Raw genomic sequence first — 24,239 nt, 5'->3', positions numbered from 1 at the left:
CTAGCATGAAAAATATCATAGAAATTTGCGAAAAAGATGAAGCAAAAATTATTGTAGATTCTATAAACTCATACAATCTTGGCAAAATACCACCACTTCTTCCAGAGTTATGGACACCTATTAATCTAGTTTCAAAAAACAAAGAAGGTCAAATTATTGGAGGGCTATTATCAGGTATTGGTTATTGGGGAGGATTAGAAATAAATATATTATGGGTTCACGAAGATTATAGACATAACGGGTTAGGAACTCAACTGCTTCAAAAAGCAGAAAACATTGCAAAATCTAAAGGAGCGGTGATATCAATTTTGGATACTTTTGATTTTCAGGCAGAAGGATTCTATATCAAGAATGAATACATTATATTCGGTAAATTAGATAATTTCCCAAAAGGACATAAAAGAATCTATTTTTCAAAAAAACTATCTTCTGACTCCTAAAAACATTAACAGAATTATAGCAAAAAAACAGTAATGTATTGAACACTTCTTCGGCTAAGGCAATAAATTAAAAAACACAATCTAATGTCACTTACCAAAGACCTAAAAGCACGTGCTGATCAATCTGCCACCAAGTATCCAGAAACTACTCACGCTATAATGAATAATGGAATACAGGTTTTAAAAGATAACCAACTAGTATCCAAATCATTAAAAACAGGAGATATTATCCCTGAAATCACACTCCCAAATGCCGCTAATAAAAACATCTCTGTTCAAGAGTTATTATTAGATAAAAAAGTAGTTTTATCTTTTTATCGCGGAGGATGGTGTCCATATTGTAATCTTGAATTAAAAGCATTACAGGATGCCCTTCCTGAGTTTGAAAAATTAGATACTGTCTTAGTTGCTGTTAGTCCAGAAACGCCAGATAATTCTTTATCCACTTCAGAGAAAAACAATTTAAGTTTTGAAGTACTTTCTGATCTTAATAACACTATTGCTCAAAAATTTAATCTTGCATTTACCTTACCAGAAGATCTTATTGACGTATATAATGGTTTTGGGATTGATTTAGAAAAAAGTAATGGTAATTCTGATCAACAACTTCCGATCTCTGCTACTTATGTAATTGATCAAACCGGAACGATTATTTATGATTTTATTAAAGAAGATTACAAGGAAAGAGCGGATCCCGAAGAAATTATTAAGTTTTTGAAAAACAAATAATTACACCTATTCCATCATAACTTAAAAAAATTTGGCACGCCATTTGAAACCTTACTTATCAAATAGCGGAAGCCGAAATGCTAAATGAGTAGGCAAAACCCAAAACATTTAAGTTATGAAAAAAGTAATACTTTTTATTGCAGCAATGTTACTAATAGGAACAACTGCACAAGCGACCATCCAAAAACAGTCGAAGCATGAGAATTGGGTTACAAAACCTACCCAATCCTGGAACACAAGTTACCACCGCTCACAACAAATTGTCTTTGTTCAAAATGGAGTAAAGTTTTTTGTAGATACTGAAGGAGGTATTGATTTTAAAATCATAAATAGAAGAACCAGATCTCGTCATTCTACCTGGTATGGTAATACTTCTTATAATAGTCCTGGTTCATATGGATATTACAGACCGTATAACCGAATAGTAAGATATGATTATTACGGACGATTAAAAAGAGTAGGGTCTAATCATATTACATATGACAGATATAATAGAGTTCGTAGAATCGGATCAATAACTATTCGATATAATAGAAGAGGGTTATTATCTCAAGTTGGTGGTTTACATATTTATTATAAAAAATACGGAAGAATAAAGTTTGTAGAAGGTAATGTTCATTATAGTGGATGCGGATATTGTGGAATTGATGGATGTACTGCTACTCACGACCCATATTATGATGTAAACTGGAATTCAAATCACTATGATCACAACAATAACAATGATCATGATGATTACTATTATAAAAATAGAAAAAGAAAGAAAAAACATCAAGATCATGATGATGACGATCACGATGATGATTATGATGATTAAAATTTAGTTGGTTAGTTGTTGAACATCCCGTTACCAGATATTTTAAGGTAACGGGATTTCTTTTTATCTTCTCAAACCCACTTAAGTTCTGTTTCTCAAAGGGTTTAAAGTGTTGTTAACCTTTCTTCTAGACAATACTATTATTATATATTTACTTCATTAATCATAAATTCAATACATCTTGATATGAAGTTCAATGCTTTCCTCCTGTTGTTTTTAATGATAATAACCTCTTCGGTACATGCCCAAAACATGGAGTTTGAAGATTATAATCCTCCTTCTACATTAGTCGTTCCGGGTAAAGAAATTAAAAAGGCAAAATTTCCATTCATTGATGTACATAATCATCAATTTAGAATGCCAACCCAGAACTTGAGTGAGGTAGTAAACGAAATGGATAAACTTAACATGAGAGTAATGGTTAATTTATCTGGAAGAGGAAGAGGTTCTGATGAACATTTAACCAAATCATTAGCTAATGTCAAAAACAATTATCCAAATCGTTTTATTGTATTTACAAATATAAGCTTGAATGGGATTGATGAACCTGATTGGACAACTAGAACCGTTGCTCAAATCGAGAGAGATGTTACTAACGGAGCAAATGGATTAAAAATATACAAAAGTCAGGGAATGGATAATAAGGATAGTAAAGGTAATCGAATCAAAATTGATGACCCTCGAATTGGTCCTGTATGGGACAAATGTGGAGAACTGGGAATTCCTGTACTTATCCACTCTGCAGATCCAAAACCTTTTTGGGATGCACATGATAATCAGAACGAACGCTGGTTAGAATTAAAGTTGCGATCACGTAGAAAAAGAGATGCTAATGTAACTGGTTCCTGGGAAACCATTATACAAGAACAACACAATATTTTTAAGAAACATAAAAACACAAAGTTTATTAATGCACACTTAGGTTGGTACGGGAATAATTTAGAGAAATTAGCTCAATTAATGGATGAAATGCCTAATATGTATACAGAAATAGGTGCAGTAATTGCAGAACTGGGAAGACAACCCAGAAATGCTAAAAAATTTCTTACCAAATATCAAGATCGTGTTATGTTTGGTAAAGATTCCTGGAATCCTAAAGAATATTATACTTATTTCAGAGTATTAGAGTCTGATGATGAGTATTTTCCTTATTACAAGAGGTATCACGCTTTTTGGAAAATGTATGGATTAGATCTGGATGACGAGGTCCTTAAAAAACTATATTATAAAAATGCTCTAAATGTAATTCCTAATATTGATAAGAGTTTATTTCCTAAGTAGTAAATATTAGTTCAGGTTGAATAAAATACCCTATATTCGGGCTGATGGAGATAAATTATAATATCGTATCCTTAATTGATACTCTTGGATTAATCCAGGGAGTTATTTTAGGTTTATTATTAATTATTATCAATAGAAAAAAAGATAAATCTACCCTTTACTTAGGGTTATTTATCATTGCTTTTGCATTAAACTTATTACCTACTATATTAGAAGATCTTAAAATCACAGAATTTTATCCAAAATATGATTTACTCCCATTAGAATTTATCTGGTTATTGTTTCCGTTATTTTATATTTATGTTCAGCAAATTTCTATCCTTCCAGAAAACAAACTAAAATATTGGGTTTTAGTTCCTGCCCTACTTGTTTTAATAATTGATACTATTGTGTTTTTTCAATCTGTAGATACTAAGAAAATAATTGAAGAGTCTTTATGGTATAATTTAAAAGATGTATTAGGACTAATTTTCTCTTACTATATAGGTTTTAAAACTTTAGGTTTTATTAAAAAACATATCCAAGAATTAAAAGATCAATACACCTCTACAGAATTTAGAGAACTTCGTTGGGCAAGATTTTTTGTTGGGTTTGGACTTCTTTTTACATTCGTAACATTAGTATCAGGTTTTTTTGATACTGGGTTTTATTTTCTTTTAATAGTCTCTACAATTAATGTTATGTTATTGTATTGGATTTCTGTAAGAGGTATTCTTCAACAAAATGTACAAACTTTGGTTTCTGTGTCAAAAGAAGAAAATACCGATAACAGATATAACAGAAAAGCAAAATCTTCAAAAACCGAAGAAGTTTCAAAAAAATTATTGCAACAAATAGAACAATATATAATTTCAGAAAAGGTATATATTCAACCTGATTTGACTATTATAGATATTTCTGAAAAAGTTGATATTCATCCCAAACGTATTTCTGGGATTATAAATTCTTTATGCAACAAAAACTTCAACTCCTATATCAATAGTTTTAGAATTGAAAAAGCAAAAGAGTTACTAAGCAATAATTTGTTTGATCATTTAAGTATTGAAGGTATAGGTAAAGAAGTTGGATTTAACAGTAAAAGTACTTTTTACGATGCTTTCAAAAAACATACAGACACTACTCCTTCTAGTTTTAAAAACAATCGATAACTCCTTATTAAAAAAGTCCGGATTCCTGAAAACGGACTGAAAAACAAAGCTTTAAGGCTCTTTTCGTTCGGATTTCTGAATTCCGAACTCTTGTTACATCCTTTTTTTTGCGTAACAGCTTGTTTTAGATAAATCTTTGTAGAGAACAAAAATCAAAGTTATTCTAAAATGAATCGCGTAGTAATAGCATTAATCATTTTTTTAATTGTGATATGGTCTGGTTTTATTGTTTTGGAATTACAAATTTCAAAATTTGAAAAACTAATGGCTTCACCAAAGGGAAGAATTGATCTGGTACTTATTCTACCATTAATCATAGGAATCACTTTATATGTGATCGATCAGATCATTAATAAAATAATGAAAAAATGAAAAAAATAATATTCTTAGTTTACATAGTATTTCTAATATGTGTTCCTGCAAAAGGGCAAGATTCACAAGAATTAAATGATTTATTAGATCGTGAATGGAAATACGATAATAACACAATCGAACCCACTGCACAAAATACTTATGAAAAAATGATTTCCTCTTCTAAAGATAAAAAGGAAATCAAGGACCTTAAAAAAAATAAAGAATTACTTATTAGCACATTTAAAGAAGTACTACCTACTATAACAATTCTTTTTAATTCAAACTATGAATTAATTCATGAAATAGGTAGAGAAGTTATTAAAGAAAACTGGACATACGACCCGGCTACCAAAACTATCAGTTACATAAATAGTACTTCTAAAGAAAAGAACACACTAATTATTCAAGAATTAACAGCATCCAAATTAATCTATAAAGATCAATACGGATATCTAACAACATTAGTACCTGCTGAAACTATTAAGGAACAAGAGCTGGATGTATCAGATTTCAAGAAGGATTTAGATATTTATAAAAATATCGTTGAAACTGCACATAGCGGAATGTATTTATACACTTCTAAAAAAACTTTTAAAACCTTATTTGATGAAGCTTATAAAAAACTTCCTGAAATAAATAACACCCGAGAGTTTTATAAGCTAATTGCCGGAATACATACTAAAATTAATTGTGGACACTCCAGTTTTCATACTACAGAAGGTGTTTTTACAGAAATAAAAAATAATTCTACTCCCTCTTTTTTTCCATTTAAGGTTAAATTCCTGAAAGATACTTTAGTAATCGCCCAAGATTATAAAAAGTTAAAAAAAGGAACTCAAATCGTTAGTATTAATGGAAACAAAATCGAGAACATAATTCAGGAATCATTTAAATTAATTAGCTCAGATGGATATAATACCACATTTAAATATCGCCAATTAGAAGATGATTTTTCTACGAATTACTTTTTAACATATGGAGCGCAACAAAAATTCGCTTTAGAATATATTTCGGTTTCAGGACAACAACAAAACATCGAAGTTTCCGGAATACCGCTATCTGAATTAGAAAATACAATTACAGAAACACACTATGAAAAACCTTATTATCTTGAATATACAAATAACAGTACTGCTTTATTAACTGTAAATACTTTTTATACAGAAACTCCTAAAAATCAAAAGAAATTTTTCAAGTTCTTAAAAGAGTCTTTTCGAGAAATCAATAAAAAAGGAATTCAAAATTTAATTCTTGATATCAGAGAGAATACTGGTGGTGATGATGGTAATGATATGGAGCTCGCCTCTTATCTTATTGATCATCATTTTAAAGAAAATAAATTCAGAAAACTTAATTCTATTGATAACCTTCCTCCTTACCCTCAATATTTATTACCTCAATGGTTCGATATGTTAGGGATGCAATCAGATAGTTCTCCAGAAACCATACAATCACAAGTTAAAAAAGAAATAGGAAAACAGATGTATAAGGGTGATGACGGCGCCTATTATTGGAAAGAAGATGCTGTCATTCATCGCGATCCTGCAAAACATAAATTCAATGGTAAAGTATACATATTAATCAGTGGGAAGGTGTTTTCTGGAGGAGCTCTTTTTAGCGCCTTAGTAAGAGATAAAAGTGATGCAGTTTTTATTGGAGAAGAAACAGGTGGTGGTTATTACAGACATACAGGAACGATTCCTTTATATTATAGTCTACCTAATTCTGATCTTATATTCTCAATATTCATTGTGATTAACGAACAAGATGTGGACAAAAAACTATTTCCTGAAGGAAGCGGCACCAAGCCACATCATAAAGTATACCCTACTATTAATGCATTTATGAATAATACAGATGTTGTTATGGAAAAAGCAAAACAACTCATTCTCGAATCCAATAATTAAAATCAAACATACTCTATAGCTATAAAAATCGTCTTTGATTCAATGGTGCAAAAGGCGGTAATTATCAAAATAATTAATATTAAAAAACAAGAAACAAATGAAAAAAGTAATTTTATTAGGTTTATTAATCATCCTATCAGTATCAACCAGCATAGCACAAACTCCACCGACCAAATATGAAGTAAAAGTAATTACTAGTATAGAATCAATAGTACCTAATGGTTTAGGAAGATCAAGATTAATCTCAAGTAATGAATCTAGGGATTATAAAAGTTTCACTTCAGAACAAACAGAAGATGACAATACTCGTAACAAATCAAAAAGGAAAAATATACGAGTAAAGAATTTTGAAGAAACTAAATTATTGAATTTCTTTAACCTTGGTGGAATTCGTTTCCAAAACATTGTTGCTAATGATGCAATAATTTCTTCTAAGCTTTCTTCAATGCTTTCTGAAGGTTGGGATTTAATATTTGTTACTAGCGCAGTTGAGAGTGATGCAGGTGAGCAGGATGGAAAAGGTATTTTTGTAACTCGTTATATATTTAAACGAGCTATATAATAGATATACAATCATATTATAGGAATAAAAATTTGGCAGCAAACCTTGTACCCCGATGGTTTGCTGCCGTTTTATGTATTATCTCTAATACAACACAACTATTATTTTAATTTACAGCTGATTGATTCATTTCATAAAAATATTCATCAACTAACTGGTTATCCATAGAATCTATTGAGGATGATTGTTTTTTTCTAAGTTCATTAGATCTGATTTCTAACTTACTAATATTATCTAAATGAACGATACTAAGACTTAATACTGCAAAAGAAAATAGCACAAGAGGTAATAAGAGTTTTTTCATAGTCGAGATGTTTATGAATTTATATATAGGTTAATCAGACTACTTTATTTCGTTCTCATTAATTATAGAAATCTTATGCTTTTCAAATAAGTAAAGTATCGGAAGTAAGAATTTAAAGATTTTCATAAAAAGGGTTTTATCGTTTGTTGATACAAATTTCAACCGTTTCTCTTCCTTTTAAAATGACATACATCACAAAAAAAATGTGATCTATGTCACATTTCTTCAAAAATCAGTAAACTCAAATCCAGGAGTTATATTTCTAATCTACTAAGAGTTTCTCTTGAAACACCAAGAAATGATGCTATCAATTGTTTTGGGATTCTTTGACTAATTGTAGGATATGCTCTTAAAAAAGCTTCATATCGCTCTTTAGTGTTTTTACTTAATGATAATTGAATTCTTTTTTGAAGTGCAGTGTATCCAGATGTTAATTGTAGCCTGAAAAAATCCGAAATTTTATGCATCTCACTACATAATTGCTCTCTCGAATCTAAGGTTAGTTCTAACAAAACACAATCTTCCATACATTCTACATATGTAGTTGCCTGTACTCTTTTAAAATATGCATTAAAATCACTAATCCACCAATTCTCTACAGCAAACTGTAAAATATGTTCTTTTCCCTTTTCGTCCAAAAAATAGGCTTTGAGACATCCTTTTATTACAAAATACTCATTAGGAGAAACCTGTCCTTCTTGTATAACATACTGATGTTTTCTATATTTTCTTTCTGTAAAATGCTTAGAAACAACATCAAACTCTTCATCAGATAACGACACGATTGCACTAATATGCTTTCTAAGTGTAGGTAACATATCCATTGGTTAGTATTCAGGTATAAATATATAATGTTTCGTTAAAAAAATTAACATCTCAGGTCATAAAATAGTGGAAAAATCCCTTTATACTTTTTAAAAAGAAATCATTTATTATTTTTTGGCACGCTGCTTGATACTATAAAAGTGAGTGCGAAAAATTAATTTCAACGCTCTATTTAAAACCACAGATTATGAAAAATTTTGTTTTACTATTCACTAGCTTATTATTAACAGCATTTACTGCTAATGCGCTAGAGACTAATACGGAGTCTTCAAAAAGATATTACAATTATGGAAAATCATTTATTTTCTCAGAAGGTGGAGTTGAGTTTTCGATTTATGCAGATGGGCAATTTGATTTCTATATTGATAACAGACGAAGAAGAAGTGGTTTGAGTGTTGGAGTTCATACTCCTGGTGTTAGCATTAGTTTTAATTCTGGGTATGATTATGATGCCTATGTACAATATGATGATTACGGAGCTGTGGTTCAAGTAGAAGATGTTCCGGTTTTTTATGATTATTATGGTAGAATTATTCAAGCAGGTGACGTATATATAAGGTACAATCGTTGGGGACGCATATCTCGTGTAGGTGGATTATATGTAAATTATAATACCTATGGAAATTTCTTAAACTGTACAGGATATATTAATAGCTATAACAGATATTATACTTACAGACCTTTTCACGCATATTTTACAATCCCTGTAGTGACCAGATGTATTGTATATGATAGACCATACAGAAGATACTATAACCCATACAGATATTCTTATTCTGTGTACAGAAATAATTATTACAATGGATATTATAGTAAACCATATAGAAGTCGTAACTATTATAGACCTAATAGTAGAGTAACAAGTTATAACCGAGGATCTAGAATTACAAGATCAAGAAGTCTGGATTATAGAAATCGTGGTTATAGAAACTCTATGTATCAAAGAAATGATCGTAACTACAGTACAATAACACGTAGCAGATCTAACAATAATGTATCAAGAAATACATCTGGTACAAGAACCAGAACCAGAACTGCAAATGCGGATAACAGAACCAGAACAGTAACTAGAAACAGAAGTACTAATGCTGATGGTAGAAGCAGAACAGTAACTAGAAATAGAACAACGCAGTCTAGAGAAAGAGTAACAAGATCAAACTCAAGAAATACGCCTAACAGACAACGAGTTCAAACAACGCAGAGAAGTAGAAATACTGTTGCGAGTAGATCTGGTCAGAATAATAATAGAGTAAAATCTCAAAGAAATAGTAGAGTTCAGAAACCTGCAAACAGATCTAACAATCAAGTGCAGAGACAAAGAAGTACAACTAGAAATCGTTCAGGTAATGTAACAAATCGTTCTAATAACAGTCGTTATGGTAGCAGTAAACCTAAAACGACGATAAAAAGACAAAGAAGCAATACTTCTTCTTCAGGAAGAGCTACAAGATCAAACAATTCTCGTTCTCGTAGTACTAGAAGCAGAAGTTAGAAAAATATATACAAATTTTATTTTTTTGGTTGGTTAGTTGGAAAATCCCCAGAGTTGTATGCCGTAGGCACCTCAGGGGATTTTCTTTTATACATCGATAATCAAAAAGGTTGTTTACTCTTTAATTATTTTAAACAAGAGCTCTCTAAAATACTTTTTGCAGTATTCTATCTATTAAAACGTTAATATCATTAGAGATTTTTAATTTAAAAAGAAGTAATACATAAACGGCTCCTATCAAAATACTTTTTAAAATAATATTGATGATTGGGTGAAATGTAAAATTCCAGAAGTAAAACCCCGAGATAAATACTAAGATGATAATTAATGTCGTGAGGGTATTTTTTGAGAATGGATTCATCTTAAACTTAATTTGTACAACCCATAACTTTGCCAGGTTATAGCAAAAAACAGCAGTAAATGTTGCAATTGCCGCTCCCTTGACACCAAAAACAGGAATAAAAACTATATTTAAAATAAAAGTAAGCAACGCCATTCCTACTCCGATATATAAAACCATTCTATAATAATCAGAACTGTATAAAATAGAGTTATTATTACCCAAAAAATTATCAAATAGCTTAGCACTTCCTATCAAAACTACTACCCAAATAAATAATTCATACTCATCAGGAATGACCTCAAAAAGTTGATGTACATTACAGATAATAAGGATAAATAATAAGCCACTAATCACAAAAAGGTTTAAAGAACTTTTTTGATAAAGTTGTCGAAGCTGATCATAACTTTTCTCATTAATCAATTTGGCTGTAAGCGGATAGGTAATCTGATGCATTGCTCTAGACGGTATAATAATAACACTAGCTATATAAGCACATATACCATACTTTGCAACATTTTCTATAGGCAAATACCTCTCTATCATAGTTTTATCAAGATCAATCAATAAAGTGGCAACCGAGCCTGCTATTAAAATTAAAAACGAATATTTTAATACCGAAATATAATTACGGGGTAAAGATAGAGTAAGCTTAATCTTATGAAGCTTGAATGCATAAACAGACATAATAAGAACTCTTATTATATATGCGAGTACTAATCCATAAATAAACTGTTCTACAGAGAGCATTTTAAAATACACCAAAAACAATAATATACATATACAAACTCTTAAGAAAAGTTCTTTCATAAGATTACCAAAAACACTCTTGAGTTTTACTTTGGCTAAGGCAAAAAAGATTTCAAAATATGATAACGCATAAGCTAGTATAAAAATAGTCCAGATGTAGTTCTTTGCAATAGAGTTTCTACTATCAAAGTATTCTATAATAAATGAATACATCAACACTCCTATTACTCCTAATACGATGGCAACTACTAGCGGCAATAACAACATCAGGTTCAAAAACTTATTTTGCTGCTTTTGATCAGAATACGAAGAAAAAAACTTTATCAACGTGTTTTGGGTTCCAAATGCTATGAGTGGCCAGATCAAATTTGATGCAGAAATAAGGTACGATACTAATCCATAGTACTGTTCCTCCATAAAATTAGTAAACAAGAATAACGTATTCACAGCCCCTATTCCAAAACCAAAACAGGTAATCATAACATTTTTTACAGACTGATTAACAACTACTCCCATTGTCTATTTTAATTCAAGTTTTGATTTTTATTTTCTTCACTATTGAATTTGTTACGCTTTCAACTCGTTTTTAAGTAATTCAGATAATTTATAAGTTAGAGATTTTCTACTATACCTATCAATACCCACCACTTGAGATACTAATTTCTTCTCTTGATATTTTAAAAAATAATTTCGCAACAGTGATTTAATATTTTGAAACTCATGATATTCAAAAAAACTTCCAGAATTAGTTTCAGAAATTAATTTAGAAATATCTGCATCTTTAGGTCCTAATGCCAAAATTGGTCTTTTAGACACCATATATTCAAATAATTTTCCAGGTATTATACATTGGGTTTCTTTACTATCAATTTCTATCAACAGTAATACCTGTGAGCTTCTTTGAATTTCTATCGCATCCTTATGTGAAACATATCCTTTAAAGTTAACAAAGTCTTCTAAACCTGCTTCATTTATCGATGCCAGTACATCCTCACTCACAGCTCCTACTAATTGTAATCTAAACGCTTCTGCAAAGGCACTGTTTTCTTTAGTTAACTCGTATAACGCTTTCCAAAGATTTTTAGGGTTACGTCCAGATAGCAAAGATCCAATATGCGAAATAGTAAATTGAGAATCCAAAGTAGTTTTTGAAATTAACTCTGTATCAAAACCATTTGTAATTACCGATATTGGTTTATTTGTAATCTGCTGAAACTCTTTTTGCGTTGTATAGCTAGTAACCAAAATATGATCTGTTGTTTGTAGTACTTCTTTCTCTAAGGCTTTATGCTTTTTTATAGAACGCTTTGTTAGCTTTAATTTATCATGATACCCAATGGTAGTCCAAGGATCTCTAAAATCTGCTACCCAATTAATAGGTAACTGTTTTTTTAATTTTTCACCTATAAGATGTACACTATGAGGAGGCCCTGTTGTAATTATTGTTTCAATTTTATTATCAGAAAGATATTTGCTTAAATACTTCACAGAAGGTTTTACCCAAAATACACGAGCATCTGGAATAAAGAAATTACCTCTTATAAATAAAAGTACTTTTTGAATCAATGATTGTTTTTCTTTACCCGCAATAATCCCTTTACTAATAACTTTTGTTTCTTTCTTAGAGAATATTTCAGCAAAACGATAGGGTTCAAAAATAGGTTGCTTGAGAACTGTTATACTCTCATTTATTTCAGAAGAGAGTGATGTGTCTTCTAGAGGATAAGTAGGGTTTTCAGGAATATAAACAATTGGTTCTACATCAAACTCTTTTAAGTATTTCACAAATTTCAGCCATCGTTGTACGCCAGGACCACCTGCGGGTGGCCAGTAATATGTGATAATCAGTACTTTCAAAATAAAATTTACTTATCTTCTTTTGTTAAAGGTAACAAACTACCAGTTTTCTTATATTGATAAAACACTCCTCCCAGGATTAATATCATCAAAAGAATTGAACTTATTAAAGTAATGCTACTACCTGTTTTCACAACCTGTGGTTCAAACTTAAATTCTACTTTATGATTTCCTGCAGGTACCTTTATCCCTCTTAATGTATAATCTACAGGATAAATCGGCTCTGGCTTATCATCAATATACGCTTTCCATCCATTTTTATAATAAACTTCAGAAAGAACAAGAAATCCAGGATTGGTGGTATATACATTATATGCTAGATGATCCGGTGTTGTTTTAGAAATTGAGGCCGTTGAGACACTATCTTTAATTGGTTGAAAATCCCCTAGCTCACTCTTAAAGTCTTTGCGAATCACTGCTGTTTTTTTAGTGTCTATAGAACCCAAAGCATCAAACTCTGATTTATATCCATCTACATACTTTAACTCTTCTACAAACCAAGCTGCACCATTGATTCCCGGGTTTTCCTGATATTCCAACCCTCCTTTTTCTCCTCTTTGAATAATGTATTTTACATTAAGCATATTCAATACTTGCAAATTACCTTTTGCTATATGCTTAAAATACAAATCCTCCATCTTTCTTGGGCGAACTGCAGAATATCCATTAAGTGAATTAAAGAAGTAATTGGTATGTGAATTGTTTAAACCTCGTGCCTGATCTAAAACCCTATAATAAGATTTATCTTTTAAGATCTCATTATCAACCTTGGTAGGCTGAAAATAAGATTGGTATTTGCGTTTTGATATAAAGCTACCTTCATCAACGCTACGTCGATCAATTGTTACTAAATCAGCTATGATAAGAACCCCAACAATTAACAGAGTTAAATTCTCCGAAATCTTTTTCTTTAGCATAAACCATAAAACACCACCTAGTAAAATAATATAGATAAGAGATCGCAAACTATCACTTTTAAGTAAAGTAATACGATCTTCTTTTATAGCATCAAAAATAAACGGCTGCTCTATCGCCAGTTGCGTTTCAGAAGCTGTTTTAAAGCTAAATAAACTACCTCCAAACAACCAAAATATTAACGTCAACCCTCCAAAAACACCAAGTGAAATGAAAAATTTCTTCTGTCGCTCTGCAAAAGGTATTCGATCATTAAATAATCGATGTAATCCAAACACAGCTGCTATTGGAACAAGTAGTTCTAAAATCACCTGAATACTGGATACTGCTCTAAATTTGTTATACATAGGAACATAATCCACAAAAAATCTTGTTAAGAAATCTAGATTTTTACCCCAACTAAGTGCTAATGACAATATCATTCCACCAATAAGCCACCATCGCAATCTTCCTTTTGTAAGTAACAACCCTAATAACGCAAGAAATACTACGGTAATACCCAGATATGGTGGAGCTTCTACAAATGGTTGATCACCCCAATATAATCCCGTAACATTCGAATAATATCTTGCCTGCTCTACTGGTTGTCCTAATTCTATTAGTTTTTGGTAAAAAGCAGAATCATTTCCTAGATCCGAAGCTCTCCCCAATCCCATTAATTTAGGAACAAATAGATTTAAAGACTCTAATTTACCATAACTATATTCTGTAATGTAATCATAATCAAGGCCACTCTTTCCAGAAGCCCCTGTTATATTATTTTCTGCTAATAAATCTTTACCACGGATACTAGTCTCTGCATATTCTGAAGTAGATAATAAAGTTGTAGCATTGGTAGCTAATCCTAATATTACCGCAATTACTAATAAAGAAACAGATTTAAAAAAATGCGGTATTTCTTTTTTCTTCACGGCGTCTATAAAATATGAGACCCCTAATACAAAAACCAATAACCCAAGATAATACGTCATTTGATAATGGTTAGCTTGTATTTCTAATCCCATCGCTAATGCTGTGAGTATAAATCCCCAGACATATCGTTTTTGAAATACTAATAAAATCCCGGCTATAACCAAAGGAAAATATGCTATCGCATGTGCCTTAGAGTTATGTCCCACTCCAATAATTATAATGAGATACGCAGAAAAACCAAAAGCCAATGCTCCTAAAACTGCCATTTTCCAGGGAACGCGCATTACCAGCATCAAAATGTAAAAGCTAACTAAGTATAGAAAAAGGTAATCTGCTGGTCTTGGTAAAAAGCGAATCAAACGATCCAATTTATCCATATAATCATGAGGAAACTTTGCTCCCATTTGATACGTTGGCATTCCGCCATAAGCAGCATTGTTCCAAAATGTCTCATTGCCAGTTTTGGTTCGATGATCTTTTTGTTGCTTTGCCATCCCCTCATAAAGCTTTATATCATTTTGATAAAGCATTTTTCCGCTAAGAACAGGATTAAAAAAAGCTAACGATGCGATTATAAAACCTAAAACGATTAGGATGTGAGGTAAGGATCTTTTGATTAAAGACATGATTTGTGCAAGTTTACTAATAAAGTGCCAAATTAATCAATTTCCTCATAATCGATATATTCTCCTACATCTTTATTAGAAGATTTCTGCTTTGGTTTTTTATCAATAGTAACTTCTCCTTCAGTAGTTTGATTTGGGTTTTGGTATTGATCAAATTGTTGCTGAAATTTTTCTCCAGCTTTCTTTGTGACATATTTAAGCAATAGAGGACCAAATAAACGCGTTAATACCTTTAGTCCATAATATACCAATACGATAATGAGAATTACCTTTAATACCCCTGTCAAAGAAGCTTCTTGCATGCGATTTTTTTTCAAAAATAAGGAACTTAGGGTACAATTACAGGTAGACAGTCTAAAAAAAATGATAAAATCTCCTATATTTGAACCAAATCTTTTGAATATGAGCCCTAAATCTATTCTGTTGTCAGTTAGCCTTATTTTATTTGGTTTAGCTGCATCAGCACAGTATACAGAAAAGATTAATTCTAACAGACCCGGTACTTCACAAGGTGCTTTTTCTGTAGGTAACAATGTTCTCCAATTTGAAGGAGGCATAGGTTTAGGCAAACAAAAACATGATATTCTTAATACTAAAACCAATAGTTTTACCCTTGACTATACTGCTAGATATGGTCTTTTAATAGAACAATTAGAATTAAGAGTTAATGGTCGTTTCAGAAGTGATGGAGTACGTTTTACTGTTGGTGGAAATGAAGAAAAAGTAACCCAAACTAATTTTGAATTAAATACTATCGGGGCAAAATATTTAATTTATGACCCCTATAAAAATCCAAAAAAAGATTCTATTAATCTTAATAGTTGGAGAGAGCAGCATAAATTTAAATGGAAAAGTCTAATTCCTGCTGTATCTGCATATCTTGGGGTAAATTTTGCTGGAACCGACAACCCCTTTACTTCTCCGAACGATGACGCTATTAGTCCAAAAATTGTTATTGCCACTCAAAATAATTGGAGTACTAGCCTTAATGGAGATTGGGTATTGGTAACCAATCTTATTATAGATAAAGTAACTACCGATGATCCAATATTAGGTTGGATTATCACATCTACACATACTATAAATGATACATGGGCTATTTTTGGAGAGTATCAAGGACAAAAAAGTGATTTTTATAGTGACAATCTTTTAAGATTTGGAGGTGCTTATCTATTTAATAATGATTTGCAATTTGATGCAAATATAGCTTTCAACTTTAAAGACACTCCTTCTATTTTTAACGTTAGCGTTGGAGCATCGTATCGATTTGACTGGCATACAAAAGACGAAATTATTGAGCAACCTGGATTAGAGCGTGGTGTCAAAGAAGATCAACTTAAAGATGAAGAAGAAGGTGAAGGAGAGAATGAAAAAGAAGAAAATGAGTTTGATGAATTTGAGGAAATCGAAAACGATAGTTTAAAACAAGAAAGAACACCTTTTATCAATGAATTTGAGGATGATAGTCATAGAGAAGAATTAGAAAAAGATCTTGACGAAAGAAGAACTGCTGAGCGTATAGAACGTGAGCGTATTGAGGCTGAGAAAATAGCTAAGAAAGAAGGTAAGAAGTTCCAAAAAGAAGAACGCAGAAGATTAAAAAGAGAAGAAAAAGAAGCTCGTAAAGCAGAAAAGGAACGTATAAAAGCTGAGCAAGAGAAACAAAAAATGATAGATGATATTGATGCAGAACTTGACAAAATAGAGCAAGAACAGGGCGTTGATACCGAGTTAGACGAGCTAGATAAGGAACTTAAGAAACTTGAAGAAGAACAAAATACAGATAAAGAACTTGAAGAGTTAGATAATGAGCTCAAAAAGTTAGAAGAAGAAGAAAAGAAACAAGCCGAAGAAGAAAAACAAATCGACGAAGAGTACGAGAAGCTACAAAAAGAGCAGGAAAAGGCTAAAAAAGAAGAAGAAAAACGTAAGAAGAAAGAAGAAAAGAAGCGTTTAAAAGAAGAAAAGAAAAGAAAAAAGGAAGAAGAAAAACGCAAAAAACAGGAAGAAAAGAAAAAAGGAAATGATAACGAGAATGAAGAAAGTGACAATAACTAATTACATATTGTTTACTATCCAAAATCTAATCATTATAAAGATTTCTTGAAAAAAAACGATAAATCCTGCCTAAGTAGTCGCAATATTTAATAAAAGGATTATATATTTGCTTTGAACTAGTGCAGCTATATGATTACGATTAAAGAAATTACCTCAAAAGGAGATTTAACAACATTTGTTAAGTTTCCTTTTGAATTATATAAAAACTCTCCTTATTACGTTCCATCCATTATTAAAGAGGAATTGGATGTAATGAACCCTCAAAAAAATCCGGTGTTCAGAAATTCTGAAGCCAAGTATTTTTTAGCATATAAGAATGATGCTATTGTTGGCCGGATTGCTGCTATAATTAATTGGATTGAAGTCAAAGAACAAAAAAAACCAAAAGTACGTTTTGGGTGGTTTGATGTTATTGATGATATAGAAGTTACAAAAGCGTTACTTAAAAAAGTAGCTGATTTTGGCTCACAACATTCTCTTGAATACATGGAAGGTCCTGTTGGATTTTCTAATATGGATAAAGCAGGGATTTTGATAAAAGGGTTTGAAGAACTAAATACTATGATTACTTGGTATAATTACCCATATTATGCCAATCATATGGAGCAGCTTGATTTTGAACCTGCTGCAACCTGGGTAGAGTACAAAATAAAAGTTCCTAAACACACAAAGGAAAAAGTAATCAAATTCTCTAGAATCATTAAAGAGCGTTACAATCTTAGCCTTATTAAATTTAACAAGAGTAAGGAAATACTTCAGTATGCGGATGATATGTTTGATTTACTTAATAAGACATATAGTGGTTTGCAAACTTTTGTTCCTATACAGCAGTATCAAATAGAAATGTATAAGAAGAAGTATTTACCTTATTTAAACCCAGAATACATTACCTGTATAGCTGATAAAAAAGGAAAACTAATTGCTTTTTCAATAGTTATGCCTTCCTTCTCTAAAGCTTTGAAAAAAATGAACGGAAAAATATATCCGCTTCGATTTTTACACATTTTAAAAGCACAACGAAGAAATAACACTGCTGCTTTTTATCTTATAGGTGTAGACCCAGAATATCAAAACAAAGGAGTTACTGCACTTATTTTTAAAGAAATGAATGAAACTTTTTTAAGAAATGGTATAGAGGTCGTGGAAACCAACCCAGAATTGGTAGAAAATAAAGCTATACAAGCACTCTGGAATGATTATGATCATGAGCAACATAAAATGAGAAGAACATTCAGAAAAAACATCTGATAATCCATTCATCTACATAATATTAATAAAAAAATCCGTGTATTTAGAATACACGGATTTTTTATTTCACTAATATATTACTATTTCTCTACTCCCCCATAGCTTCAGCTAATGCTGCAGACATACGTTTATAGGTTCCATTTTCGAGAGTTTCTCGAATCGCAGAGAATGCTTTTAAAGTCTCATCAATATCCTCCATAGTATGAGAGGCTGTAGGAATCAATCTTAATAAAATTAATCCTTTAGGAATTACGGGATACACTACAATTGAGCAGAAAACCCCATGATTCTCTCTTAAATCTTTTACCAAAGCCATCGCTTCTGGAATACTACCTTTAAGATATACCGGAGTTACACAACTCTGAGTAGTTCCTAAATCAAAACCACGTTCGCGCAATCCATTTTGTAAAGCATTTACATTTTGCCATAATTTAGCTTTCAATTCTGGCATTGTTCTCAACATGTCTAAACGCTTCAATGCACCTATAACTAACTGCATTTGTAAAGATTTAGCAAACATTTGAGATCTTAGGTTATATTTTAAATAATCTATTATTTCCTGATCTGCCGCTATAAAAGCACCTGTACTTGCCATAGATTTAGCAAAAGTAGCAAAATACACATCTATCTGATCCTGAACACCTTGCTCTTCTCCTGTACCAGCACCTGTAGCACCTAATGTTCCAAATCCATGAGCATCATCAACAAATAACCTGAAATTATATTTTTCTTTAAGAGCAACAATTTCTTTTAACCTTCCTTGTTCTCCACGCATACCAAAAACACCTTCAGAAATTAACAATATCCCTCCTCCGGTTTTTTCAGCCATTTTGGTGGCTCTCATAAGATTTTTATCTATACTCTCTATATCATTATGTCGATATGTATATCTTTTTCCTTGATGTAATCGTACTCCATCTATAATACAAGCATGTGCATCTACATCATAAACTATAATATCATCTTTACCTACCAGCGCATCAATAGTTGATACCATTCCCTGATAACCAAAGTTTAACAAATAAGCTGCTTCTTTCTCAACAAATGCTGCTAATTCGTCCTGAAGTTGTTCATGTAAGTCTGTGTGCCCGCTCATCATTCTTGCTCCCATAGGATAAGCAGAACCATACGCAGCAGCAGCTTCTGCATCTACTTTACGAACTTCTTCTTTATTTGCCAATCCCAAATAGTCATTGATACTCCAGGTAATAACTTCTCTCCCTTGAAACTTCATTCTATTTGATATAGGACCTTCTAGTTTAGGAAACACAAAATATCCTTCTGCTTGATCTGCCCATTTCCCTAATGGACCTTTGTCCTTATAAATTTTATCAAATAAATCTCTCATCTACCAAAAATTTGATTTCTTTAAGTTTGCGAAAATACAGAAAATTGACGTGATGACATAATTATATTACAATTCCCTTTTACAAATAATTATTTCGCAAAAAAAACACCCGTAAGATATCAGATGCTTATTGTTTTTAAATTTAGAAATTACTTAACAAACTCAACTCTTCTTTCATCAACTTCATGTTGACTATCAAAAAATCCTTGTTCGGTCATCCAATCATCACTAAATACTTTACTCATATATCTCGAACCATGATCTGGAAGAATTACAACAACATTACTGTTTTCATCAAATTCTCCCTGCAAGGCAAGTTGTTTTATTCCTTGTACCGCTGCTCCACTAGTATATCCAAGGAACATTCCTTCTTTCTTTACTAATTCTCTAGCGGTATGTGCGCTATCCTCATCACTTACTTTTTCGAATTTATCAATAACATCAAAATCCGTAGCTGTAGGGATTAAGTTTTTTCCTAATCCTTCTATTCTATAAGGATAAATCTCATTCTCATCAAACTCTCTGGTTTCATGATATTTTTTTATCACAGATCCATACGCATCTATACCCAAAACACGTACATCTTTGTTTTTTTCTTTTAAATATCTTGCAGTACCAGAAATAGTTCCTCCAGTTCCACAACAAGCAACAAAATGTGTAATCTTACCATTTGTTTGATCCCAGATTTCTGGACCTGTAGAATTATAATGAGCATCAATATTCAACTCATTGAAATATTGATTTATATATACTGATCCTTTAATTTCTTCATGAAGTCTTTTGGCCACTTGATAGTATGATCTAGGATCATCTGCTTTTACATGAGCAGGGCAAACATATACCTTAGCTCCCATATTTTTAAGCATATCAATCTTATCCTTAGACGATTTAGAACTTACGGCAAGAATACAATCATATCCTTTAATAACACTAACCATTGCAATACTAAAACCGGTATTACCACTTGTGGTCTCGATAATAGTATCTCCTGGTTTAAGAATACCTTTTCGTTCTGCTTCTTCTATAATATATAGTGCAATTCTATCTTTTGTGGAGTGTCCCGGATTAAAAGATTCTATTTTAGCATAGAAATTCCCCGGAAAGCCTTTCATAATTCTGTTTAATTTTACAAGTGGGGTATCACCTATAAGCTCTAAAACATTATTGTAAGCCCGAATATCTTCTCTCATATAGTTGTTGTTTTAAACAGATTTACAGAATAAAAATGGGGATCTGCTAACTGCCATAAAAACGGTACGAAGTTACATTATTTTTTTTAATTAACCCTTTATACCTTCTAAATCTAATAAAAACGCGTATTCTTCTGCCACTTCTTTTAGTGCTTCAAATCTTCCTGAAGCTCCACCGTGTCCTGCATCCATATTAGTGTGCAAAAGTAATATATTATCATCTGTTTTCAATTCTCTAAGTCTTGCGACCCATTTTGCAGGCTCCCAATATTGTACTTGAGAATCATGTAACCCTGTAGTCACAAGCATATGAGGGTACTCTTGGGCTACTACATTATCATATGGCGAATAGGATTTCATATAATCATAATATTTCTTTTCATTAGGATTCCCCCATTCATCATATTCTCCTGTTGTCAAAGGAATACTATCGTCTAACATAGTAGTCACAACATCTACAAAAGGAACCGCTGATACAATTCCGTTATACAATTCTGGTGCCATATTTATTACAGCTCCCATAAGTAGCCCTCCTGCAGAACCTCCCATAGCATATAAATGATCAGAAGAAGTATAATTTTGAGATATCAAAAACTTTGAACAATCTATAAAATCTGTAAATGTATTTTTCTTTTTCAAGAGTTTACCATCCTCATACCAGGATCTTCCTAGATACTCACTTCCTCGCACGTGTGCTATTGCATAAATAAAACCTCTATCTAATAAGCTTAATCGTACTGTAGAAAAATATGGGTCTATTGTAGAACCGTAAGACCCATAACCATATTGTAATACTGGATTATTTCCATCTTTTTGTATTCCTTTTCTATATACCATAGATATAGGAATCTTTGTACCATCTTCAGCTGTTGCCCATATTCTTTCTGAGATATAATCACTCTTATTGAATTTACCTCCTAATACTTCTTGCTCTTTTTTTACTTCTTTTTCTTTACTCTCCATATCAAAATCGATTACAGAGTTAGGAGTAGTCAAAGAGTTGTATGCATATCTAAGATACTTAGTATTAAAATCAAGATTAGTCCCTACAAAAGCGGTATAGGTTTCATTATCAAAAGGAAGGTAGTAATCAGCTGTACCATCCCATCTTTTAATATTTATTTTATTTAATCCATTATGGCGTTCGTTAATCACCAAATAATCTTTAAAAATCTCTACATCCTCGATTAATACATCTTCGCGATGAGCAATAACATCTTTCCAATTTTCTTTTGAGGTATCAACTTCAGAGACTTTCATTAATTTAAAGTTGGTAGCATTATCTAGATTGGTCAATACATAAAAATGACCATTATAGTGCGCTATACCGTATTCAAGTCCTCGTACTCTTTCCTGAAAAACTTTAAACTCACCTGTTGGGTCATCAGCTCTTAATATTCTGTATTCTGATGTTAGGGTGCTACTAGAACCAATAACGATATATTCTCTTGATTTGGTTTTATATACAAAGGTGTTGAAAGTATCATCTTCTTCATTAAATATTTCGACATCCTCAGAAACAGAATTCCCTAATACATGTCTGTAAATCTTATCTGATCTTAGTGTTTCCTCATTTTTCTTGGTATAGAACAATGTTTTACTATCTGCAGCCCAAGTACTACCTCCTGTAGTAGTTTCTATAGTTTCAGAATATAGTTCTCCTGTCACCAAATTCTTTATCCTGATTGTATAATTACGTCTACTTACAGTATCTACTCCAAAAGCTATGAGTGTATTATCAGGACTTACATTAAGTCCAGACATTTTAAAATAATTATGACCTTCAGCTTCTTTATTACAATCGAATAAAATTTCTTCTTCAGCTTCAAGAGTTTCTTTTTTTCTGGAATAAATAGGGTAATCTTTCCCTATTTCATACCTGGTAATATACCAATATCCATTTTTTTTATAAGGTACTGATGTATCATCCTCTTTAATCCGGCTTTTCATCTCTTCGAATAACTGTTTCTGAAAATCTTCAGTATGAGTCGTCATTCTTTTATTATACTCGTTTTCAAGCTTTAAATAATTGACTACTTCAGGATTTTCCCTTTCATTTAGCCAGAAATATTCATCAACACGAATATCATTATGCTTTTGAAGATTTACAGATTTTTTATCTGCTATAGGAGGTTTTACTTCGGTATCCAAAGTTGACATAATATCTTTTTAACATGAATCTGCAAAAGTAATGATATAAAGATTATAATTCTTAGACTTTTCATATTTATCACTTAGTTTATTAACAGCCAAAACAGTAATTTTGCAATTATTAACATTAAAAAAAATCACATGTTTGGAGATATGATGGGCAAACTTAAAGAAGCTCAGCAAAAGGTTGAAGAAACCAAAAAAAGATTAGATACTGTTCTAATCGATGAAAGTAGTTCTGATAAGCTTTTAAACGTTACGGTAACTGCTAACAGAAAAATAACTGGAATAGCTATTGATGATGAATTATTGAACGATAAGGAACAATTAGAAGATTATTTAGTTCTAACTCTTAATAAAGCAATTGCACGGGCAACTCAAATTAATGAATCAGAACTAGCTGCTGCTGCAAAAGATGGAATGCCCAATATACCAGGATTAGATTCTTTTATGAAATAATTGTAAATCATAAGAGTTAAAGATACTGCTTTTGATAGGCAGATTTATTCTTATAATAAATAGTATCGTATACAGATGATTCTTTTTTTTCGACAAAAAACCAATCTTCATTATTTATTATTTTTCTTTCTCCTTTTAATTCTATAATTTTAACAGAATCATTAAAATTAACTAAAACAAAAAAAAATGTTTGAACTCAAAAATAAGGAAGGGGCTAGCTACCATTTTACACTTAAAGCAAAGAACGGGCAAGTAATCTTATCAAGTGAAGTTTACAATAGTAAAGCCGCTGCCGAAAACGGAATTTCTTCAGTAAAGAAAAACGCAAGTGAAGATGGGAGATATGAGCGTAAAACCGCAAAAGATGGTAGATTCTTTTTTAATTTAAAAGCTGGTAATGGTCAAGTAATTGGAAGTAGTCAGATGTATTCTTCTGAGTCTGGGATGGAAAATGGAATAAATTCTGTAAAAGAAAATGCACCAGGTGCAGATACCAAAGAAGTTTAAATTTTTAAGTGTTTTATAA

At 31.5% G+C, this 24,239-nt stretch carries 22 protein-coding genes; 13 read left to right on the top strand and 9 right to left on the bottom strand.

Annotated features, from left to right (window positions below; genetic code table 11):
* Nucleotides 1–5 precede the first annotated feature (5 nt).
* The 8 genes from U0D62_RS08065 to U0D62_RS08030 all read left to right on the top strand — a co-directional run bounded on the left by U0D62_RS08065 (nt 6) and on the right by U0D62_RS08030 (nt 7,238).
* Nucleotides 6–440 (top strand): GNAT family N-acetyltransferase, encoded by a 435-nt coding sequence (locus U0D62_RS08065; RefSeq protein WP_322195298.1) that lies wholly within the window; start codon nt 6–8, stop codon nt 438–440.
* A gap of 84 nt (nt 441–524) precedes the next feature.
* Nucleotides 525–1,169: a peroxiredoxin-like family protein gene (locus U0D62_RS08060; RefSeq protein WP_322195296.1), complete on the top strand. Its 645-nt coding sequence runs from the start codon at nt 525–527 to the stop codon at nt 1,167–1,169.
* A gap of 115 nt (nt 1,170–1,284) precedes the next feature.
* Nucleotides 1,285–1,986, top strand: coding sequence for a hypothetical protein (locus tag U0D62_RS08055; RefSeq protein WP_322195294.1), 702 nt, complete (start codon nt 1,285–1,287; stop codon nt 1,984–1,986).
* 186 nt (nt 1,987–2,172) lie between these two features.
* The gene (locus tag U0D62_RS08050) at nt 2,173–3,267 is read left to right on the top strand and encodes an amidohydrolase family protein (protein WP_322195293.1); all 1,095 of its coding nucleotides are present in this window, start codon (nt 2,173–2,175) and stop codon (nt 3,265–3,267) included.
* Between the two features lie 44 nt (nt 3,268–3,311).
* Nucleotides 3,312–4,415 (top strand): helix-turn-helix domain-containing protein, encoded by a 1,104-nt coding sequence (locus U0D62_RS08045; RefSeq protein WP_322195291.1) that lies wholly within the window; start codon nt 3,312–3,314, stop codon nt 4,413–4,415.
* Between the two features lie 168 nt (nt 4,416–4,583).
* Nucleotides 4,584–4,787, top strand: a complete 204-nt coding sequence (locus U0D62_RS08040) for a hypothetical protein (protein WP_322195289.1) — start codon at nt 4,584–4,586, stop codon at nt 4,785–4,787.
* Complete coding sequence (locus U0D62_RS08035) at nt 4,784–6,676, top strand: S41 family peptidase (protein WP_322195287.1); 1,893 nt, start codon at nt 4,784–4,786, stop codon at nt 6,674–6,676. Before U0D62_RS08040 ends, U0D62_RS08035 begins: the two co-directional genes overlap by 4 nt.
* A 97-nt stretch (nt 6,677–6,773) precedes the next feature.
* Complete coding sequence (locus U0D62_RS08030) at nt 6,774–7,238, top strand: hypothetical protein (protein WP_322195285.1); 465 nt, start codon at nt 6,774–6,776, stop codon at nt 7,236–7,238.
* 106 nt (nt 7,239–7,344) lie between these two features.
* On the opposite strand, the gene U0D62_RS08025 is transcribed toward U0D62_RS08030, so the two are convergent.
* Both U0D62_RS08025 and U0D62_RS08020 read right to left on the bottom strand, forming a co-directional pair.
* On the bottom strand, nt 7,345–7,542 hold the full coding sequence (locus U0D62_RS08025) for a hypothetical protein (RefSeq protein ID WP_322195283.1): 198 nt from the start codon (nt 7,540–7,542) through the stop codon (nt 7,345–7,347).
* A 254-nt stretch (nt 7,543–7,796) separates the two neighbouring features.
* Complete coding sequence (locus U0D62_RS08020) at nt 7,797–8,360, bottom strand: Crp/Fnr family transcriptional regulator (RefSeq protein WP_322195280.1); 564 nt, start codon at nt 8,358–8,360, stop codon at nt 7,797–7,799.
* Nucleotides 8,361–8,554: 194 nt separating this feature from the next.
* Here U0D62_RS08020 and U0D62_RS08015 point away from each other — a divergent pair, with 194 nt between their 5' ends.
* Nucleotides 8,555–9,859: a hypothetical protein gene (locus tag U0D62_RS08015; RefSeq protein ID WP_322195278.1), complete on the top strand. Its 1,305-nt coding sequence runs from the start codon at nt 8,555–8,557 to the stop codon at nt 9,857–9,859.
* 145 nt (nt 9,860–10,004) lie between these two features.
* Here the strand turns inward: U0D62_RS08015 and U0D62_RS08010 are convergent, their stop codons facing one another.
* From U0D62_RS08010 to U0D62_RS07995, 4 genes are read right to left on the bottom strand one after another with little or no spacing between them, the layout of a single operon-like run.
* Complete coding sequence (locus tag U0D62_RS08010) at nt 10,005–11,465, bottom strand: oligosaccharide flippase family protein (RefSeq protein ID WP_322195276.1); 1,461 nt, start codon at nt 11,463–11,465, stop codon at nt 10,005–10,007.
* 51 nt (nt 11,466–11,516) lie between these two features.
* The gene (locus U0D62_RS08005; protein ID WP_322287602.1) at nt 11,517–12,809 is read right to left on the bottom strand and encodes a glycosyltransferase family 4 protein; all 1,293 of its coding nucleotides are present in this window, start codon (nt 12,807–12,809) and stop codon (nt 11,517–11,519) included.
* Nucleotides 12,810–12,814: 5 nt separating this feature from the next.
* Entirely contained in the window at nt 12,815–15,259 is a 2,445-nt protein-coding gene (locus U0D62_RS08000) for a YfhO family protein (RefSeq protein WP_322195274.1), read from the bottom strand.
* A 32-nt stretch (nt 15,260–15,291) separates the two neighbouring features.
* The gene (locus tag U0D62_RS07995; RefSeq protein WP_322287601.1) at nt 15,292–15,561 is read right to left on the bottom strand and encodes a DUF4834 family protein; all 270 of its coding nucleotides are present in this window, start codon (nt 15,559–15,561) and stop codon (nt 15,292–15,294) included.
* 100 nt (nt 15,562–15,661) lie between these two features.
* Here U0D62_RS07995 and U0D62_RS07990 point away from each other — a divergent pair, with 100 nt between their 5' ends.
* Together U0D62_RS07990 and U0D62_RS07985 are read left to right on the top strand one after the other, a co-directional pair.
* Nucleotides 15,662–17,317 (top strand): transporter, encoded by a 1,656-nt coding sequence (locus tag U0D62_RS07990; RefSeq protein ID WP_322195272.1) that lies wholly within the window; start codon nt 15,662–15,664, stop codon nt 17,315–17,317.
* A gap of 129 nt (nt 17,318–17,446) precedes the next feature.
* Nucleotides 17,447–18,565, top strand: coding sequence for a GNAT family N-acetyltransferase (locus U0D62_RS07985; protein ID WP_322195270.1), 1,119 nt, complete (start codon nt 17,447–17,449; stop codon nt 18,563–18,565).
* An 88-nt stretch (nt 18,566–18,653) separates the two neighbouring features.
* Here U0D62_RS07985 and U0D62_RS07980 read toward each other — a convergent pair whose 3' ends face one another.
* The 3 genes from U0D62_RS07980 to U0D62_RS07970 form a co-directional block, all read right to left on the bottom strand.
* Nucleotides 18,654–19,913: an aminotransferase class I/II-fold pyridoxal phosphate-dependent enzyme gene (locus tag U0D62_RS07980; protein ID WP_322195268.1), complete on the bottom strand. Its 1,260-nt coding sequence runs from the start codon at nt 19,911–19,913 to the stop codon at nt 18,654–18,656.
* 149 nt (nt 19,914–20,062) lie between these two features.
* Complete coding sequence (locus U0D62_RS07975) at nt 20,063–21,103, bottom strand: PLP-dependent cysteine synthase family protein (protein ID WP_322195266.1); 1,041 nt, start codon at nt 21,101–21,103, stop codon at nt 20,063–20,065.
* Between the two features lie 90 nt (nt 21,104–21,193).
* Complete coding sequence (locus U0D62_RS07970; protein WP_322195265.1) at nt 21,194–23,263, bottom strand: S9 family peptidase; 2,070 nt, start codon at nt 23,261–23,263, stop codon at nt 21,194–21,196.
* A gap of 132 nt (nt 23,264–23,395) precedes the next feature.
* On the opposite strand from U0D62_RS07970, the gene U0D62_RS07965 reads away from it, so the two are divergent.
* Together U0D62_RS07965 and U0D62_RS07960 are read left to right on the top strand one after the other, a co-directional pair.
* A complete protein-coding gene (locus tag U0D62_RS07965; RefSeq protein WP_322195263.1) occupies nt 23,396–23,713 on the top strand; it encodes a YbaB/EbfC family nucleoid-associated protein in 318 nt (105 codons plus the stop codon).
* 186 nt (nt 23,714–23,899) lie between these two features.
* A complete protein-coding gene (locus U0D62_RS07960; protein WP_322195261.1) occupies nt 23,900–24,220 on the top strand; it encodes a YegP family protein in 321 nt (106 codons plus the stop codon).
* Nucleotides 24,221–24,239: the final 19 nt, after the last annotated feature.

The organism is Aquimarina callyspongiae (genome assembly GCF_034322225.1).
In the GTDB taxonomy this organism is placed as follows: Bacteria; Bacteroidota; Bacteroidia; order Flavobacteriales; family Flavobacteriaceae; genus Aquimarina.
Note: the sequence above shows the minus strand (reverse complement) of the source record. Positions and strands in the feature narration are given on the sequence as shown.